General features: G+C 67.9%; 8 protein-coding genes and 4 pseudogenes. 7 read left to right on the top strand and 5 right to left on the bottom strand.

Annotated features, from left to right (window positions below; genetic code table 11):
* Positions 1-65 precede the first annotated feature (65 nt).
* The 3 genes and pseudogenes from fusA to ACHMW8_RS12230 all read left to right on the top strand — a co-directional run bounded on the left by fusA (position 66) and on the right by ACHMW8_RS12230 (position 4,550).
* Positions 66-2,100 (top strand): annotated as a pseudogene (gene fusA, locus ACHMW8_RS12220) (elongation factor G).
* Positions 2,101-2,216: 116 nt separating this feature from the next.
* The gene (gene tuf / locus ACHMW8_RS12225; protein ID WP_395445686.1) at positions 2,217-3,407 is read left to right on the top strand and encodes an elongation factor Tu; all 1,191 of its coding nucleotides are present in this window, start codon (positions 2,217-2,219) and stop codon (positions 3,405-3,407) included.
* 165 nt (positions 3,408-3,572) lie between these two features.
* On the top strand, positions 3,573-4,550 hold the full coding sequence (locus ACHMW8_RS12230; protein WP_395445687.1) for a sensor histidine kinase: 978 nt from the start codon (positions 3,573-3,575) through the stop codon (positions 4,548-4,550).
* A gap of 31 nt (positions 4,551-4,581) precedes the next feature.
* Here the strand turns inward: ACHMW8_RS12230 and ACHMW8_RS12235 are convergent, their stop codons facing one another.
* The 4 genes and pseudogenes from ACHMW8_RS12235 to ACHMW8_RS12250 form a co-directional block, all read right to left on the bottom strand.
* Positions 4,582-5,010, bottom strand: a complete 429-nt coding sequence (locus ACHMW8_RS12235; protein ID WP_395445958.1) for a GNAT family N-acetyltransferase — start codon at positions 5,008-5,010, stop codon at positions 4,582-4,584.
* Between the two features lie 66 nt (positions 5,011-5,076).
* Positions 5,077-8,218 (bottom strand): annotated as a pseudogene (locus tag ACHMW8_RS12240) (efflux RND transporter permease subunit).
* On the bottom strand, positions 8,218-9,327 hold the full coding sequence (locus tag ACHMW8_RS12245) for an efflux RND transporter periplasmic adaptor subunit (protein WP_395445688.1): 1,110 nt from the start codon (positions 9,325-9,327) through the stop codon (positions 8,218-8,220). The pseudogene ACHMW8_RS12240 and the gene ACHMW8_RS12245 overlap by 1 nt, the downstream one beginning before the upstream one ends.
* Positions 9,285-10,778, bottom strand: a pseudogene (locus ACHMW8_RS12250) (efflux transporter outer membrane subunit). The gene ACHMW8_RS12245 and the pseudogene ACHMW8_RS12250 overlap by 43 nt, the downstream one beginning before the upstream one ends.
* A gap of 530 nt (positions 10,779-11,308) precedes the next feature.
* Between ACHMW8_RS12250 and ACHMW8_RS12255 the strand changes: the two are divergent.
* The 3 genes and pseudogenes from ACHMW8_RS12255 to ACHMW8_RS12265 all read left to right on the top strand — a co-directional run bounded on the left by ACHMW8_RS12255 (position 11,309) and on the right by ACHMW8_RS12265 (position 16,116).
* Positions 11,309-11,680 carry a hypothetical protein gene (locus ACHMW8_RS12255; RefSeq protein ID WP_395445689.1) on the top strand — a complete coding sequence of 124 codons (372 nt, stop codon included), beginning with the start codon at positions 11,309-11,311 and terminating at the stop codon, positions 11,678-11,680.
* Positions 11,650-14,320 (top strand): annotated as a pseudogene (locus ACHMW8_RS12260) (TonB-dependent receptor domain-containing protein). The gene ACHMW8_RS12255 and the pseudogene ACHMW8_RS12260 overlap by 31 nt, the downstream one beginning before the upstream one ends.
* Before the next feature lie 125 nt (positions 14,321-14,445).
* Complete coding sequence (locus ACHMW8_RS12265; protein ID WP_395445690.1) at positions 14,446-16,116, top strand: M20/M25/M40 family metallo-hydrolase; 1,671 nt, start codon at positions 14,446-14,448, stop codon at positions 16,114-16,116.
* A 138-nt stretch (positions 16,117-16,254) separates the two neighbouring features.
* Here ACHMW8_RS12265 and ACHMW8_RS12270 read toward each other — a convergent pair whose 3' ends face one another.
* Positions 16,255-16,611, bottom strand: coding sequence for a MerR family transcriptional regulator (locus ACHMW8_RS12270; RefSeq protein ID WP_395445691.1), 357 nt, complete (start codon positions 16,609-16,611; stop codon positions 16,255-16,257).
* 75 nt (positions 16,612-16,686) lie between these two features.
* On the opposite strand from ACHMW8_RS12270, the gene ACHMW8_RS12275 reads away from it, so the two are divergent.
* Positions 16,687-18,198: a nitrilase-related carbon-nitrogen hydrolase gene (locus ACHMW8_RS12275; protein WP_395445692.1), complete on the top strand. Its 1,512-nt coding sequence runs from the start codon at positions 16,687-16,689 to the stop codon at positions 18,196-18,198.
* Positions 18,199-18,274 lie beyond the last annotated feature (76 nt).

Raw genomic sequence — 18,274 nt, forward strand, 5'->3', positions numbered from 1 at the left:
CGCTACGCAGAGCTTCATCATGGCCCGCCAGCATAAAAATCGAAGACTACCGCAACTTCGGCATCATGGCGCACATCGACGCCGGTAAGACCACGACGACCGAGCGGATCCTGTATTACACGGGTAAGTCGCACAAGATCGGCGAAGTCCACGACGGCGCCGCCACGATGGACTGGATGGAGCAGGAGCAGGAACGCGGCATCACGATCACGTCGGCCGCGACGACCGCTTTCTGGAACGGCAAGCGCCTCAACATCATCGACACCCCCGGGCACGTCGACTTCACGATTGAAGTCGAGCGCTCGCTGCGCGTGCTCGACGGCGCCGTGACGGTGCTGGACGGCAACGCCGGCGTCGAGCCGCAGACGGAAACCGTCTGGCGTCAGGCCGACAAGTACAAGGTTCCGCGCATCGTCTTCGTCAACAAGATGGACAAGATCGGCGCCGACTTCGACAAGTCGGTGGAATCGATCCGCGACCGTCTGGGCGCCAAGGCCGTGCCGATCCAATTCCCGATCGGTTCGGAAACGAACCTGAAGGGCCTCGTGGACCTGGTCCGCATGAAGGCCGTGGTCTGGGACAACGACGCCCTGGGCGCGAACTTCCGCGACGAGGAAATCCCCGCCGACCTGATGGACAAGGCGATCGAAGCCCGCGCCTATCTGGTCGAGAACGCCGTCGAACTCGACGACGAGGCGATGGAAGCCTATCTGGGCGGCGAAGAGCCCTCGGAAGCCACGATCAAGAAGTGCCTGCGCAAGGCCGTTCTGACCGGCGCCTTCTATCCGATCCTCTGCGGCTCGGCCTTCAAGAACAAGGGCGTGCAGACGCTCCTGGACGCCGTCGTCGACTACCTGCCGTCGCCGCTGGACATCCCGCCGACCAAGGGCATCGACTTCAAGACCGAAGAAGAAGTCGTGCGTCACGCCTCGGACGACGAGCCGCTGTCGGTTCTGGCGTTCAAGATCATGGACGACCCCTTCGTCGGTTCGCTGACCTTCTGCCGCATCTACTCGGGCAAGCTGGAAACCGGCATGTCGCTGCTGAACGCCACGCGCGACAAGCGCGAGCGCGTCGGCCGCATGCTGCTGATGCACTCGAACAACCGCGAAGACATCAAGGAAGCCTATGCCGGCGACATCGTCGCCCTGGCTGGCCTCAAGGAAACCCGCACGGGCGACACCCTGTGCGATCCGCTGAAGTCGCCGGTCATCCTGGAGCGCATGGAATTCCCGGCGCCCGTGATCGAGATCGCCGTCGAGCCCAAGTCGAAGGCCGACCAGGAAAAGCTGGGCGTCGCCCTGCAGAAGCTGGCCGCCGAGGATCCGTCCTTCACCGTCTCGACCGACCACGAGTTCGGGCCAGACGATCCTGAAGGGCATGGGCGAACTGCACCTCGACATCAAGATCGACATCCTGAAGCGCACCTACAAGGTCGAGGCCAACATCGGCGCGCCGCAGGTCGCCTATCGTGAATCGCTGGGCCGCAAGGTCGAGATCGACTACACGCACAAGAAGCAGACCGGTGGTACGGGCCAGTTCGCCCGCGTCATCATCACGTTTGAACCGGGCGAGCCCGGCTCGGGCTTTGTGTTCGAGAACGCGATCGTCGGCGGCGCGGTGCCGAAGGAATATATCCCGGGCGTCCAGAAGGGCCTGGAATCGGTCAAGGACAACGGCCTGCTGGCCGGCTTCCCGCTGATCGACTTCAAGGCGACCCTGACGGACGGCAAGTTCCACGACGTCGACTCGTCGGTCCTGGCCTTCGAAATCGCCGCCCGCGCCGCCTTCAAGGAACTGCGCGAGAAGGGCAATCCGAAGCTGCTCGAGCCGATCATGAAGGTCGAGGTCGTGACGCCGGAAGAATACCTGGGCTCGGTCATCGGCGATCTGAACAGCCGCCGTGGCATGATCCAGGGTCAGGACATGCGCGGCAACGCGACTGTCGTGAACGCCTACGTGCCGCTGGCCAACATGTTCGGTTACGTGAACACCCTGCGGGGCATGTCGCAAGGCCGCGCTCAGTTCAGCATGGTCTACGATCACTACGATCCGGTGCCGCAACACGTCGCCGACGAAGTGATCAAGAAGTACGCCTAAGCTTTTCCCAAGGAAAAGCGTGGGTTAGAGATCGAGAGGGTTCCTTGGAACCCTCTCGCAACACCCAGAAGTCCCACCTATTTTGAAGGCCCCTCTGGGGTCCTGGAGCTAAGAAGATGGCCAAGGAAAAGTTCGAACGCACTAAGCCGCACTGCAACATCGGCACCATCGGTCACGTTGACCATGGCAAGACGACGCTGACGGCGGCGATCACGATCACGCTGGCGAAGTCGGGCGGCGCGACCGCCAAGAACTACGCCGACATCGACGCCGCGCCGGAAGAAAAGGCCCGCGGCATCACGATCAACACCGCGCACGTCGAGTACGAGACGGCCAACCGTCACTATGCTCACGTCGACTGCCCCGGCCACGCCGACTACGTGAAGAACATGATCACGGGCGCGGCCCAGATGGACGGCGCGATCCTGGTCGTGTCGGCCGCCGACGGCCCGATGCCGCAGACCCGCGAGCACATCCTGCTGGCCCGTCAGGTCGGCGTGCCGGCCCTGGTCGTGTTCATGAACAAGGTCGACATGGTCGACGACGAAGAGCTGCTGGAGCTCGTCGAAATGGAAGTGCGCGAGCTGCTCAGCAGCTACCAGTTCCCGGGCGACGACATTCCGATCGTCAAGGGTTCGGCCCTGGCCGCCGTCGAAGGCCGTGATCCGGCCATCGGCGAAGACCGCATCAACGAACTGATGACCCAGGTCGACGCCTACATCCCGCAGCCGGAACGTCCGGTTGACCTGCCGTTCCTGATGCCGGTCGAAGACGTGTTCTCGATCTCGGGCCGCGGCACCGTGGTCACGGGCCGTATCGAAAAGGGCGTCGTGAAGGTCGGCGAGGAAGTCGAGATCGTCGGCATCCGTCCGGTCCAGAAGACGACCTGCACGGGCGTCGAAATGTTCCGCAAGCTGCTGGACCAAGGTCAAGCCGGCGACAACGTGGGCGTGCTGCTGCGCGGCACCAAGCGTGAAGACGTCGAGCGCGGCCAGGTCCTCTGCAAGCCGGGCTCGATCACCCCGCACACCAAGTTCGTGGCCGAAGCCTACATCCTGAACAAGGAAGAAGGCGGCCGTCACACCCCGTTCTTCACCAACTACCGTCCGCAGTTCTACTTCCGCACGACCGATGTCACCGGCATCATCAAGCTGAAGGAAGGCGTGGAAATGATCATGCCGGGCGACAACGCCGAGCTGGACGTCGAGCTGATCACCCCGATCGCCATGGACCAAGGCCTGCGCTTCGCCATCCGCGAAGGCGGCCGTACGGTCGGCGCCGGCGTCGTCGCCAAGATCATCGAGTAGTCGATCGATCTCAGCGTCAGCTGAACTGATCTAAGCGAAGGCCCCGGAGAGCGATCTCCGGGGCCTTTTGCTGTGCGCCGGGGCGATGCGCCGCTATGTCGGGTCGTCGCTTGACGCGCCGCGAGCTTTGCCGCATCCGGGTTCATCAGCAGAGGGGGCCTGGCGATGGGAGCGTTCATTCGCGGCAAGCTCGCCGGCTATGGGTTCGCGGTCCTCGCCACCCTGGCGGCCTGGGCGCTGCGCCTGATGCTGAACGACTGGTTCCCGCCCGGCTTTCCCTATCTGACCTTCTTCCCGGCCGTGGTCATCACCGCCTATTTCGCGGGCCTGCGGCCGGCGATCCTGTGCGCGGTCCTGTCGGGCGCGGCGGCCTGGTACTATTTCATCCCGCCCTACCGCACGTTCGACGTCACCTTTCCGACCAGCGTGGCCCTGGCGTTCTACGCCTTCGTGGTGGTGATCGACATCTTCTTCATCGACGGCATGCGTCGGGCGTTGCGTCAGCTGGAGGAGGAGCGGGCGCGCTACGCCGCCTTGGCCGACAGCCGGGATCTGCTGTATCGCGAGCTGCACCACCGGGTCAGCAACAACATCCAGGTCGTGGGCTCGCTGCTGCGGCTGCAGTCCGCCGGCGTCGCCGACGAGGACGCCCGCCACGCCCTCAACGAGGCTGGCGGCCGGATCGCCCTGATCGCCAGCATCCAGCGGGAGCTGCACAACGCCGTGGGCGACCCCGCGCCCTTCCGGACCTTCGCCGAGGCTGTCCTGAACGACGCCTCGCAGGCGGCCGGCGCGAAGGTCGTCCTGACCATCGAGGGCGGCGACCAGCCCCTGCACCCCGACCAGGCCACGCCCGTCACCCTGGTCATGCTGGAGAGCTTCAACAACGCGCTGGAGCACGGCTTCGGCGAAGCCCGCGCGGGCCAGGTGCGCGTCGATCTCGACCAGTCCGGCGAGACCCATGTTCTGACGGTCCGCGACGACGGCGCCGGCCCGCCCGACGGCTTCGATCCGGCCAACTCCAGGAGCCTCGGCCTGCGCATCGTCCGCGCCATGGCCCAGCAACTGAACGGCAAGTTCGAGATGGCGCGCGAAGGGGCGTGGACCGTGTGCCGGCTAAGTTACGCGCCCAAGAGGGACTAGTCTTGGCGTACCTCGCGTCGCGAGGCGACCTCTACAGGGCCAGTCGATAGAACCGCGTATCCACCGCCATGCGCGGGAAGGCCGTCGGCAGAGTCGCCGCGCCGATCACCTCGAACCCGTTTTTCTCGTAGAACCGATGCGCGGCCTTGAAGGCGTCCGTCGTGCCCAGCCAGACCGCGCGGACGCCTTGATCTCGGGCGTGGCTCAGGGCGGTGTCCAGCAGGGCCTGGGCCGCGCCGACGGAACCTCTGGCGGCCGGCTTGACGAACATCTTGCGCAGGGCGAGCGCGCCCTCGCCAATATCCTTCAGCGCGATGGTGCCGACCGTCTGGCCGTCCAGTTCAGCGAGCCAGAACTGGCCGGCACCCGTCTGGTACCAGGTCTCGATGTCGGCCAGGTCCGGCTGATCGGCGGCCGTTATGGCGACGCCGAACTCCTCGCGCTGGATCGGCAGGATCACCCCGATGACGGCGTCCTCGTCGCCGGGGCGGAAGGGGCGGATCACCAGCATCCCAGAGCGCCCGATCTACGGGTGATCCGTCCCGGCCGCCCGGCCGCCGCCCTGCGCCTCGCGCGGCGTGACCACGCGGGCCAGCTTCGGCCTCAGCCACATCTCGATGTCGTCGACGATCTCGTAGACCACCGGCACCAGCACCAGCGACAGCACGGTCGAGGTGATCAGGCCACCGATCACGGCCACGGCCATGGGCTGGCGGAACTCCGATCCGGTGCCGATGCCCAGCGCGGTCGGCAGCATGCCGGCCATCATGGCCAGGGTGGTCATGACGATCGGCCGCGCGCGCTCGTGGCAGGCGTTCGAGGATGGCCTCGCGCTGGGTCATGCCGTCGCGCTCCTGCTCGATGGCGTACTCGACCAGCAGGATCGAGTTCTTGGCCGCCAGGCCCATCAGCATCAGGAAGCCGATCAGCGACGGCATCGACAGAGACTGGCCGGTGACCAGCAGGGCGAAGAACGCGCCGCCGATCGCCAGGGGCAGGGCCGACAGGATGGTGATCGGCTTGAAGAAGCTGCGGAACAGCAGCACCAGCACGCCGAACACCAGGCCGACGGCCGACAGCAGCGCCACCGCGAAGCCGGTGAACAGCTCGACGAAGGCCTCCTGGTCGCCGGCCGAGGCCGGGCCGACGCCGGCGGGGAGGCTCTTCATCGTCGGCAGCTTGGCGACGTCGGTCATCGCCTGGCCTAGCTGAGCGCCGTTGTTGAGGTCGGCCTCGATGGTCACCTGTCGCTTGCGGGCGAAGCGGTCGATCTTGGCCGGACCAGCCTGGAACGACAGGTCGGCCACGGTGTCGAGCCGGGTGGTGCCGCCGCTGGCGGTCGGGACGCGCAGGGCGCCCAGGGCGTCCAGGTCGCGGCGGCTGTCGGCCGGCAGGCGCACGCGGATCGGGATCCGCCGCTCGCCCTGGGTCATCTTGGCGACGTTGGCGTCGATGTCGCCGACCGTGGCCACGCGGGCGATGGCGGCGATGTCGGCCGAGCTGACGCCGAGGCGCGCGGCTTCGTCGGCCTTGGGCCGGATCAGGATTTCCGGACCGCTCGGCGGCGACGACGGACGCGGATCGGCGACGGTCGAGAGCTTCTGCATCTCGCGCTCGATCTGGGCGGCGGTGCGTTCCAGCAGCGGGCCGTCCTCGGAGATCAGGATGGTCTGGACCTCCGACGTCCCCCAGTCGCCCAGCAGGTTCACCCGGGCGTCGGGAATGTCGTGCAGGCTCCTGCGGACCTCCTGCTTGATCTCGGTGACGGTCTGTTCGCGGTCGCCGTTCAACACGATGGTGATGGTGGCGTCGCGGATGTCGGCGCCGCTCTGGCCGCCCCAGCCGCTGCCGATGTTCGAGCCGACCTGGGCGAAGACGTGGGCCACTTCCGGGCGCTTGCGGAACAGGGTCGTCACAGACTGCACCGTGCGCTCCATGTCGGCCACGGTCGCGCCGGGTGGCCCCTGGACCTTCAGGTAATAGTAGTTGTTGTTGGCCGCCGGCTGGAACGCCGTGGGCAGCAGGCCCGCCAGCATGATCGAGCCGATGAAGATCACCCCGCCGATGGCGCAGGCCAGGATCCGGTGGTCCAGCGACCAGTCCAGCACGCCGCGATAGAAGCCCTTGAACTCTTTGCGCGGGTGCGGGTGCTTGGCGGGCTTCAGGAAATAGGCGGCCAGCAGCGGGGTCAGCAGACGCGCCACGACCAGCGAGAACAGCACGGCCACGGCGACCGTCAGGCCGAATTCCTTGAAGAACTGGCCGGGCGTGCCGGGCATGTAGGACACCGGCACGAACACCGCCACGATGGTGAAGGTGGTGGCCACGACCGCCAGGCCGATGGCGTCGGCCCCCTCGATGGCGGCCTGGTAGGGCCTCTGCCCCCGGGCGACGCGCTTTTCGATGTTCTCGATCTCGACCACGGCGTCGTCGACCAGGATGCCGATGACCAGGGTCAGGGCCAGCAGGGTCACGACGTTCAGCGAGAAGCCCATGATCGCCATGAAGGCGAAGGTGGGCACCAGCGACACCGGCATGGCGATGGCGGTGATCAGGGTGGCCCGCCACTCGCGCAGGAACAGGAACACCACCAGCGAGGCCAGCAGCATGCCTTCCAGCAGGGTGTGTTCGGTGGCCGCGAAGCTGGCCCGGGTCTCGTCGACCGTCGAGAAGATCTTCACGAACGACACGCCGGCCTGCTTGGCTTGAAGGCCGTCGATGGCCTTCTTGACGTTGTCTTCGACGGCGACATCGCTGGAATCGCGGGTCTTCATCACCTGGAAGGCGACGACGGGGCGGCCGTCCAGGCGGGCGAAGCCGCGCTGCTCTTCCGCGCCCTGGCCCACCTGGGCCACGTCGGTGAGCTTGACGTAGCGACCGCCGCCGATCGGGATGGTGATCTGGCGCAGTTGCTCGACCGTGGTGGCCGCGCCCAGCACGCGCAGGGTCTGCTCGCGACCGCCGACGGTGGCGCGACCGCCGGGGGCGTCGACGCTGAAGCTGGCCAGGGCCTGGTTCAGCTGCGGCGCCGTCACGCCGAAGCTGGCCATGCGGTCCGGGTCGAGGATGACGTTGATCTCGCGATCGACGCCGCCGACGCGGGCCACCTGGGCCACGCCCTTCTCGCCCTGCAGGGCGCGGGTGACGGTGTCGTCGATGAACCACGACAGCTCGGTCGCGCTCATGTTCGGCGCGGAGACGGCGTAGGTGATGATCGGGGCGCTGGTGATCTCGAGCCGCTGGACGATCGGCTCGTCGACCTCCCTGGGCAGGACGGCGCGGGTCTGGTCGACCTTGGAGCGGACCTCGTCGGTGACCTTCTGCAGGTCCTCGCCGAGATTGAACTCGATCGTCGTGGTCGAGGCGCCCTGGACCACCGACGAGCGGATGGTCTTGACGTTGGAGATGCTGGCCACCGCGTCCTCGATCGGGCGGGTGACCTGGGTCTCCATCTCGCCGGGCGCGGCCCCGCTCTGGGTGACCGTCACGGTCACGGCGGGGAACTCGACGTTCGGGAACTGCTTGATGGGCAGGCCCAGATAGCAGCCGATGCCGGCGATCATCAGGGCGACAAAAACCACCGCCACAGGGATCGGGTTCTTGATCGCCCAGGCGGAGACCCGAAGTTCGCCGGTCTTGTGTTCGGGAGGCTTCTGTTCGCTAGCCATCAGCGGGCCGCCTGCGGGTTCGGGCGCACCACGTCGCCGTCGCTGACGAAGGACGCGCCGCCCAGGACGATGAGCGTCCCGGCGGACGGCCCCTGGACCAGCTGAGCCCAGCCGCCGCCCTTCCGACCGATCTTCACGGCGGTCTGGTGGGCGCGGTTGTCGCTGTCGACTGTCATCACGAACAGGCCGTCGGCCTCATAGCGGATGGCCGATTCCGGAATGGCGGTCACCACCGCGCCCGAGGCGCCGAAGGTGGCGCGGCCGAAGCCGCCGGGGCGCAGGTCGGGGCGCACGGGCAGGCGCACGCGCACCTTGCCCAAGCGGCTCCCGCTATCGACGCGCGGGCTGATCAGGCGCACGACGCCCGGGATCGACTGGCCGCCGGGCAGGGACACCTGGGCGGCCTGGCCTTCGCGGATGCCGGCCAGGTCGGCCTCGTTGACCTCGGCGTCCAGCTCGACCAGGCCGTCGCGGGCGATGGTGAACCAGGGCGTCGTACCGCCTCCGGCGATTTGGCCGGGCTGCACGCCGCGCGACAGCACCCGGCCGCTGACCGGCGAGGTGATGGTCATCCGCGCGGCGCGAGTGCGCAGCTCCTTCAGCGCCGCCTCCTGAGCCTTGGCCTGGTAGCGGCGGGTCTCGATCTGCTCCTGGGACAGGACCCCCTGGCCGTCGAGGCCGGACACCCGAGCCGCTTCGGCCTGGGCCTGGGCGGTGACGGCGGCCTGCTGCTCGACCTGGGCCCGCAAGAGGGTGTCGTCCAGCTGGACCAGAGGCTGGCCGGCGCGGACCCAGTCGCCCTCGTCGGCATAGAGGCGCGCGACGCGGTAGCCGGTCAGTTCCGAGCCGACGGCGGCCTCCTCGCGCGAGACCAGCAGGCCCGAGGCCTCGACCCCGCCGCCCAGCGGCCGGGTCTCGACGCTGCCGATGCTGACCGTGCGCGCCTGGGCGGCGGCGGTCTTGGCGGGGGCTTCCTTGTCCTTCTTCCCGCCACAGGCGGTGAGGGCCACGGCGCTGCAGACCAGGGCGGTGGCGATCAGGTAACGGGTCGTCATCGGGGCGGGTCTCATTGCGCGGAAGGCTTGCTGGGGACGTTCGAGGGCGACCAACCGCCGCCGAGCGCCTTGTAGGTCTGGACGGCGCGTTGCAGCGCCTGGGTCTGGGCCCCGGTCAGGGCCGTGCGCGGCGCCGCGCCAGGACTGCTCGGCCTGCAGCGCCGTGGTCAGGTCGATCAGACCCATGGCGTAGCCCTTGCGGCTGGCCTCGTAGGCCACGGCGGCGCGGCGTTCGCCGGCGGCCAGCAGGGTGACGCGACGCTCGTCGGCGTCCTGTTGCACCAGGGCGCTCTCGGTCTCGCCGAAAGCCTTCTGGACGGTCTGTTCGTAGGTCACGGCGGCCTGCTCCACCTGGGCGCCGCTGACCTTGATGTCGGACATCAGCTTGGGGATGTTCAGCACCGGGATCGAGAGGTTGGCGCCCAGGGTCCAGGCCGAGCTGGTGGTCGAGACCGACGAGCCGGCCTGCAGGAAGCTGGGGCTGATCGCCTTGGAGATCCCGACGCCCGGAGTCAGGGTCAGGGTCGGGAACAGGGCCAGCTCGCTGATGTTCAGATTGCCCGAGGCCGAGGCCAGGCGCGCGGCGGCCTCGCGGATGTCGGGGCGGCGGGCCAGCAGCTCGGCCGGCGCGGCGGCGGGGACCGGCGGGGCCTTGGCCAGGATCGGCTCGACCGGCAGGCTGGCCAGCGGGTCGACGCCCTTGCCGACCAGGATCAGCAGGCTGCGGCGCGAGGCCTGCAGCTGAGCTTCCAGCTGGGCGACTTGGGCCTGGGCCTGGGCGAGGTCGGCGGCCGTGCGGTCGCCTTCGGAGGTGGCTGAAAGGCCCCGGCGGCCCTTCTCGTCGGCGACCTTGAACAGGTTCCCGGCGATGGCGGCGTTGGCGCGGGCGTCCTCCAGTTGCACGGCGTAGCCGCGCGCCTCGAAATAGGATTGGGCGACATTGGCCGCCAAGGCGGCGCGGGCGCCTTCGTAGGCGAAGCGGGCGGCGGCCAGATCGTTGTCGACCACGCGGCGGGCGGCGCTGCGACGGCCGATCAGGTCCAGCTCCCAGGAGACGTCGAAATTGGCCGAATAGGTCTTGCTGACCCCGCCCTGGGTGAAGCCGCCGGCGCCGCTCTGGTCGATGATGTGGGTGTCGGTGCGCTTGGCCGAGCCGGTCAGCGGCGTCTGCGGGATGTAGATCTGGCGGATCTGGCCCTCGCGCACGGCGCGAGCCTCTTCCAGCCGGGCGGCGGCCGAGACGCGCGTCGGGGGCCTGAGCCAGGGCCGTCGTGATCAGATCGTTCAAGACCGGATCGTTGAAGGCGGTCCACCATTGATCCAGAAGTCTGAGACGCCAGCGGCGAGCCCGCAGGCGCTTCGAAGACGGTCGGCAGTTTCACGTCGACTTGACGCGCGGGCGTGGTGCAGGCCGACAGGCCCGCGCCGACGAGCACGGCTGTCGAGACGAACAGGATGAAAGGCCGGCCTGGACGCCTGGAAGCGCCGGTCTTGGCGAAACGCATAGAGTTCGAATCCGGTTGTTCTCGCCTGGCGGGCGGGACTTGGCGACCAATGGTTTTCCACTAGGCGCCCCAACGCCAATGGGAAAGCCCCAGCCCAACGCTTTAGCGAAGCTTATGTTGCGGCGCACGCATCCCTCGCCCCTCACGCGCCCATACCCAGGGCTGGTGCGGCGTGTCGACGCGCCGGGGCGGTCCCGTGTCGCGGGCGGTTGACGTGGGGAGAAAACATACCGCATCATCGAAACAGATGTTCGATCTCATTTTCGGCATCCGCGACGGTTACTGAATCGTCGCAGTACGCGTGGCTTTTCAAGCGTCCGGCCCCGGGGGAACCAAGGCTTGTCGACTCCAGAAGGCGCATCGCCAAGTTTCGAAAAGGAACGCTCTTCGCGGTGCGCCGGTTTCGGCGCGCGTGTGGGCGCCTACGCCGAATGCGGGAGGCCGCCGCCAAGCTGAACGACCCCCAACTACCCCGATAGGGCCTCGCGCAGACGATCGGCCCGTCAAAGAACAATCGAGGGAGGGAAACCATGAGACGAACCAGCTTCCTGCGCGGAGGTTCCTGCCTCGCGCTGGCCATCGCCGTATCCGGCGGCATGGCGGGCGCGGCGGCGGCCCAGCAGAAACCCAACGACGCGCCGACCGAGGTCGAGGAAGTCGTCGTCACCGGCTCGTTCATCCGCGGGACGCCCGAGGACGCCGCCCTGCCGGTCGACGTGGTTAGCGCCGAAGAACTTCAGAAGCGCGGCTCGCCCTCGACGGTCGAGCTGCTGAAGGCCCTGTCGATCTCCAACGGGGTGCTGGGCGACACCAACCAGTTGATAGCCGAGCCCAGGGCTCGGAGGGCTCGGGCTCGGTCAACCTGCGCGGCCTGGGCTCGCAGCGCACCCTGGTGCTGCTGAACGGCCGCCGCCTGGCGATCAACCCGTTCGGCCAGGCCGGGGCGGGTATCGTCGACACCAACATCATTCCCGCCGCCGCGATCGGCCGCCTGGAAGTGCTGAAGGACGGCGCGGCGGCGACCTACGGTTCCGACGCCATCGCCGGCGTGGTCAACTTCATCACCAGGAAGAACTTCAACGGCCTGGAAGCGGCCGCCGACTACCGCCACATCAGCGGCTCGAAGGGCGACTACGGCGGCAGCCTGACCTGGGGCAAGACCTGGGACAATGGCAACGTCCTGGCCAGCGTGGGCTGGCAGCACCGCTCGAAGCTGTCGGTCGCCGACCGCGACTGGGCCAACAGGTCCTACCTCAGCAACCCCGAGGCGGGCTGGTCGGCGGCGGGCAATCCCTCGACCTTCATTCCTCTGGCCAGCACCTCCAGCGGCATGCGCGATCCGGGCTGCTCGAGCCTGGGCGGCTTCGCCGGCTTCAGCGGCCTGACGCCGGTCTGCTACTGGCACTACACGCCGTTCGACAACGTCGTGGAAAAGTCCAACGCGGTTCAGGCCTATGCCGAGGTCAATACCGACCTGTCGGCCAAGACCAAGTTCCACGCCGAGGTGCTGTACGCCCACACCGACGTGCCCGAATGGAACACCTCGCCGTCCTATGCGGCGCTCGCCGTGCCGACGGCGGAAGTGGCGCCGATCGCGGCCCTGACCGGCCGCTACTTCGTGCCGGCGAGCAATCCGGGGCTCGCGGCCTTCATCGCCGCCAATCCGACGGTGCAACTGACCAGCCTGGCGACGGGCGCGGTCACCACCGCGCCGGGGGCGATCTTCGCCGGCGGAGCGCTGAACGTGGCCAACCGGCCGTTCGGCATCGGCGGCAATCCGAAGTTCGGCTACGGCCCCTCGATCGGCTCGCGCTCCTTCGACGCCTTCCGAGTCTCGGGCGACTTGTCGGGCGAGTTCGAGAACGGCATCGGCTGGGACATCGCCCTGACCTACTCGCAGGAAGTCGGCATCCGCACCGGCTACGACACCCTGGTCAACCGCTTCGCGCTGGCCTTGCAGGGGCTGGGCGGCCCGCTCTGCGACAGCAACCCCAACACCCCGGGCATCCAGGGCACGCCGGGCGTCGGCGGCTGCATGTACTACAACCCCTTCGCCAGCGCGATCCCGTCCAACGTGATCACCGGCGCAGCCAATCCCGGCTACAACGCGACGCTTCAGAACAACAAGGATCTGGTCGACTGGTTCTTCAAGAAGCTGTCGACCAAGCAGTCCTCACGCCTGTTCGTCGGCGAGGCGGTGCTGAACGGAAAGACCAGCATCACCCTGGCGGGTGGCGACGTCGCCTGGGCCGCCGGCGTCCAGTACCGCCGCAGCTACTTCAAGGCCGACTACAACGACATCAGCAACGCCGCGATCAATCCGTGCGTGAACACCCCCGATTTCGGGGTGACCACCTGCACCGGCTCGGCCCGCAACGGCCCCTTCATGTTCCTGGGCGTCGGCAACGAGGCCGATAACCAGAGCGACGTGATGGCCGGGTTCGGCGAGCTTTCCGTGCCGATCACCGACGACTTCCAGGCCCAGTTCGCGGCCCGCTACGAGAAGTACGGCAACGGCATCGGCTCGACCTTCAACCCCAAGGCCTCGCTGCGCTGGCAGGCCATGTCGTGGCTGGCGTTCCGCGCCTCGGCCGGCTCGACTTTCCGGCGGTCCGCCGGATCCCCTGACCACCACCACCTCGGTGACCTCGCTGCAGGGCATCCTGGGCGTGTTCCGCGCCGTCGACATCTTCGGCAACCCGAACCTGAAGCCGGAGAAGGCCAAGACCTACAACTTCGGCACGCTGTTCAACGCCGGCGATTTCAAGGCCAGCATCGACTACTTCTACTTCGACTTCAAAAACCCGATCGTCGCCGAGCCGGTGGCGGGCATGGTCGCCTCGCTCTATCCGAACGGCGCGGCCGGCGCGAACAACTGCGCCAACCCGGCCTATGCGGGCCTGGTCTCGCGCTTCACCTTCAACGGCGCCTGCGGGACCCCGACCACCAGCATCGCCCGTCTGCGCACCGCCTATATCAACGGCGCGCCAGTGAAGAACGCCGGCTTCGACTTCTCGGCCGAGTACCGGTTCAGGGAGGTCGTCGGCGGTGACGTCACCCTCGGCGGCAACGCCACCTACATCCAGAAGTACAAGGTCGGCGCGACGGTGGTGGAGGGCATCACGGTCGAAAAGGCCTTCGACGCGGTGGGTCTGCTGAACTACCAGACCACGGTCGTGCCCATCCCGAAGTGGAAGGGCGATGTGTTCGCCGAATGGAACCGGGGCCCGCATAACCTGCGCCTGTCGGTGCACTACATCGGTTCCTACACCGACCAGCGCACCGCGCCGTTCGCGACCAACGCCTACAAGGACACCACGGGCGCGGGCGTCACGGTCAGCGCCGGCAAGACGATCAAGAAGCAGGTCCTGACGGATCTGGCCTACCGAGTCTTCCTGCCCTGGGACACGACGGCGACCCTGGCGATCACCAACCTGTTCGACAAGGATCCGTCCTACGCCCGTCTCGACCTGGGCTACGACCCGTTCACCGGCGACCCGCTGGGCCGCACCTACAAGGTGGGCGTCCGCAAGAAGTTCTAGGTCCCGAACGCCCTCGAGCATGTGGGTGACTGCGGCGCGCTTCCGGAGGAGGAGGCGCGCCGATTTCTTGTGGGAGGGGCCGCGATCGGGCTACCAATCGTCCCCCGTCGATCGAAGGTCCGTCCATGTCCAAAGCCGCTCTCCTCGCCCTGGCCTCGGGCCTGATCCTCGCGTCCGCCAGCGCGGCGGCCGCCCAGGATAGCGGGCCGATCGATCCGGCGCGGCTGTCGGACATCACGCGGGAGCTGGCCTCCGACCGCTTCGCGGGCCGCGCGCCCGGCGGTGAGGGCGAGGCGCCGACGATCGAGTACATCTCCGGCCAGTTCAAGGCGCTGGGGCTGGAGCCCGCCGGCGACAATGGCGGCTGGACGCAGAAGGTGGCGCTGGTCCGTACGCGGATCGATGGTCCGGCGACCCTGACGGTGGCGACCAAGGCCGCCCCCCTGACCCTGAACCAGGGCGAGCAGTCGCAGGTCATGACCCTGCGCCCGGTCGACAAGGTCAAGATCGACAAGGCCCCGCTGGTCTTCGTCGGCTATGGCGTCGCCGCGCCCGAGCGGGCGTGGGACGACTTCAAGGGTGTCGACCTGAAGGGCAAGATCGCCGTCTTCCTGATCGGCGATCCGGACCTGGAGGCCGCGCCGGGCGAACCCGTCGCGGGGAAGTTCGGCGGCTCGGCGGCCACCTACTACGCCCGCTGGACCTACAAGTACGAGGAGGCCGTGCGGCGCGGGGCGATCGGCGCGCTGATCGTCCACGAGAGCCTCGGGGCCGGCTATGGCTGGACGACCGTCAAGGCCTCGAACGGCGAGGGCTACGACATCGTTCGCCCGGATCCCGCCAAGGACAAGCTGCTGCTGCAGGGCTGGATCCAGCGCGACGTGGCGGTCGATCTGTTCAAGCGCTCGGGTCTGGATTTCGAAACCCTGAAACGTTCTGCCCGCACCGCCGCCTTCAAGCCGGTGGCCCTGACCGGCGCCAGCCTCTCGGCCGACTACGCCGTCAGCCATCAGGCGATGGACAGCGCCAACGTCCTGGCCCGTCTGCCGGGCGCCAAGCATCCGGACGAGACCGTGGTCTACGCCGCCCACTGGGACGCCTATGGCGTGGGCGCGCCGGACGCTCAAGGCAACACCATCCGGCGCGGCGCCGCCGACGACGCCATCGGCGTGGCCGCGGTGATCGAGGCGGCCCGCGCCTTCACCCAGGGCCCGCGCCCTGAGCGCTCGATCCTGTTCGCTGCCTGGACCGCCGAGGAGCGCGGCCTGCTGGGCTCGGAATACTACGCCAACCACCCGACCGCGCCGCTGGGCAAGACGGTGGCCAACTACACCTTCGACGTGCTGCAGACCGTGGGGCCCGCGCGCGACGTGGTGCTGGTCGGGGCCGGCCAGAACGCGCTGGAGGACGGCCTCGCCGCCCAGGCCGCCAGGCAGGGTCGGACCATCACCCCGGACGCCAAGCCCGAGCGGGCGCTGTTCTATCGCGCCGATCACTTCTCGCTGGCCCGCCGGGGCGTGCCGGTGCTGCTGCTGATGGGGCTGGGCGGCGGGGCGGACCTGATCAAGGGCGGCCGCGCCGCCGGCGACGCCTGGGTCGCCGACTACACCAGCCGCTGCTACCACCAGCCCTGCGACGCCTGGAGCCCCGACTGGGACCTGCGCGGCGCCGCCCAGGACGTCGCCCTGACCTATGAAGCCGGCAAGGCCCTGGCCAATTCCCGCGACTGGCCGGACTGGAAGGCGGGCTCGGAGTTCAAGGCCATCCGCGCCGAGACGGCGGTGGAGCGGCGGTAGGGGGCGGCCTTCTTGCGGCAACCCGAATTTTCGTCATTCCAGCCCTGACCTTGCGGAATACACCGATGCAGGCAAACCCGGTCGCGTGCGCCCTAAAGCGGACCCTCCCATCGTCTATACGGGGTCGGACATCGCCCTTTAGGAGGGCTCGCAGCTCGTCAACTCGGCGATCAGTTCGATGATCTGGGCGCGTCGGGCGATCGCCGTCTCGATGTGGCTCTCAAGTTCGGCTTGTTTTCGTCTTAGGCCGTCGATCATGTCGGCGCGCGCGGGCATCTGCTCGTCGCCCGTCGAGAGGGCGGCCCGGAGTTCGGCCAGGGTGAAGCCCAGCGCCTGCCCTTGGTCGATGAACTGCAGGATCGCGATCGCCGAGGCCGGATACTCTCGGTAACCATTAGCGCGACGCTCCGGCGGCGGCAGGATGCCGTGCTTCTCGTAGAAGCGGACTCTCGAGGCAGAAAGGCCCGTCGCCTTCGCCAGTTCACCGATGCGCATTCGCGGCCTTGACCTTAAACCTAGGTCGAAGGTTTATCACTGTGTTCCGGCAGCGCCAACGCAGGAACAAAGCCCATGAACAGGACCACGGCCGAGCCCACGCGACTGAGGTCGTCTCGCATTTCCCCCTGGGCGTGGCTCCTGGCGGGATGCGCCGCCGCGGTTTTCGCCGCGGGCAGCCGCTGGGACATTCCGTTAGCGGCCTGGCTCCTGCCGATCTGCTTGCTGCGTTTCAGCCGCGCCAGTTCGCCGGCTCTAGCGTTGCTGGGTGTTCTCGCGGTCTGTCTTGTGCAGATCGGCATCTATTTGGTCGCCAGCGCGGTGCCCTTCAACGCCATGACGATCGCCCTGGGCCTGACGGTGGGAACCGTCTATGCGGCGCCTTTCGCGCTCGACCGCACGCTTGGGGCGCGACTGTCGGGAGCCGCCCGCATCCTTCTTTTCCCGGTCGCCGCCGTCGCCGGAGAGTTCGCGATTGGCGCCGTCCTCCCGCTGGGTACAGCGGTCGGCATGCGCGCGATCACCCAGGGCGAAGAGCTGGCGCTTTTGCAAGTCATCTCGGTCGCCGGTCCCTACGCCGTGGCGTTCCTGATCGGCTGCGCGGCGACCATCGCCAACCGCTTGCTCGAGGAGCCGGACTCGAGGTCGGCGCGACATTGGGGCGTGGCGTTCCTGACGACGCTGGCCGTCATCGTGGCCGCCGGCCAAGCCCGTCTGGCCTTCAACCCTCCCTCGACAAATACATCGACCGTGAAGATCGCGGCCATCACCCCGGACCGGGACCTGCGCATCGCGGCCAGCGACCTGCTCTCGGGCGAGAGCCTGCCTGCGTCCGCTGAGGCCGTCGCACGCGTGAGCACGCCGGAGATGCGCGCCCGTTACGTCCTGATCGCTGACCAACTGCTCGACGATACGCGCCGCGCGGCGCGGGCGGGCGCCAAGATTGTCGCGTGGTCCGAAACCGCCGCGCCCAGCACCCAGGCCGACAAGGGGGCGCTGCTGGCGCGCGTCGCTCAGGTCGCTCGATCAGAGGGCGTGTACGTCAATGCCGCCATCGGCGTGCCGTTCGAGCGCAACGAGGTTTTCCTGTTCGGCCCCGACGGGCGCCAGCTCTGGCGCTATCGCAAGAACCATCCCGTGCCAGGCATGGAGCCGGTGGCGCCGTTCAACAACCCCGTGCCCGTGGTCTCGACCCCATATGGGCGGCTCGCGAGCCTGATCTGCTTCGATGGCGATTTTCCCGATCTCGCCCGCGTCGAGGCCGACATCCTGCTGACGCCCAGCTGGGACTGGCCCGAGGTGAGTTACGCCCACACCATGCGGATGGTGCGGCTGCGCGGAATCGAGAACGGCTACTCGCTCATTCGTCCCGTGTTCAACGGCACAGCGGCGGCGTTCGACCCGTTCGGCAGGACGCTCGCGATGAAGGAGACCCTGTCCGGTGGCCGGCACGTCATGATCGTCGACCTTCCGACCCGCAGTGTCCCAACGGTTTACGGTCGAGCTGGCGACCTGTTCGCCTGGATGTGCGTCGCCAGCCTTCTCGCGCTGACCGTCCTGGGGCTTCTACATCGCAGGCGCGCGTAGGTTTGGGAGCACTCTTCTCGACCAATGTGCGTCCCCTAACCGTCCTCTTCAGCAGTCGGCGACGGCGGCTTTCTCG

It is taken from the genome of Caulobacter sp. UC70_42 (assembly GCF_044056025.1).
GTDB lineage: Bacteria > Pseudomonadota > Alphaproteobacteria > Caulobacterales > Caulobacteraceae > Caulobacter.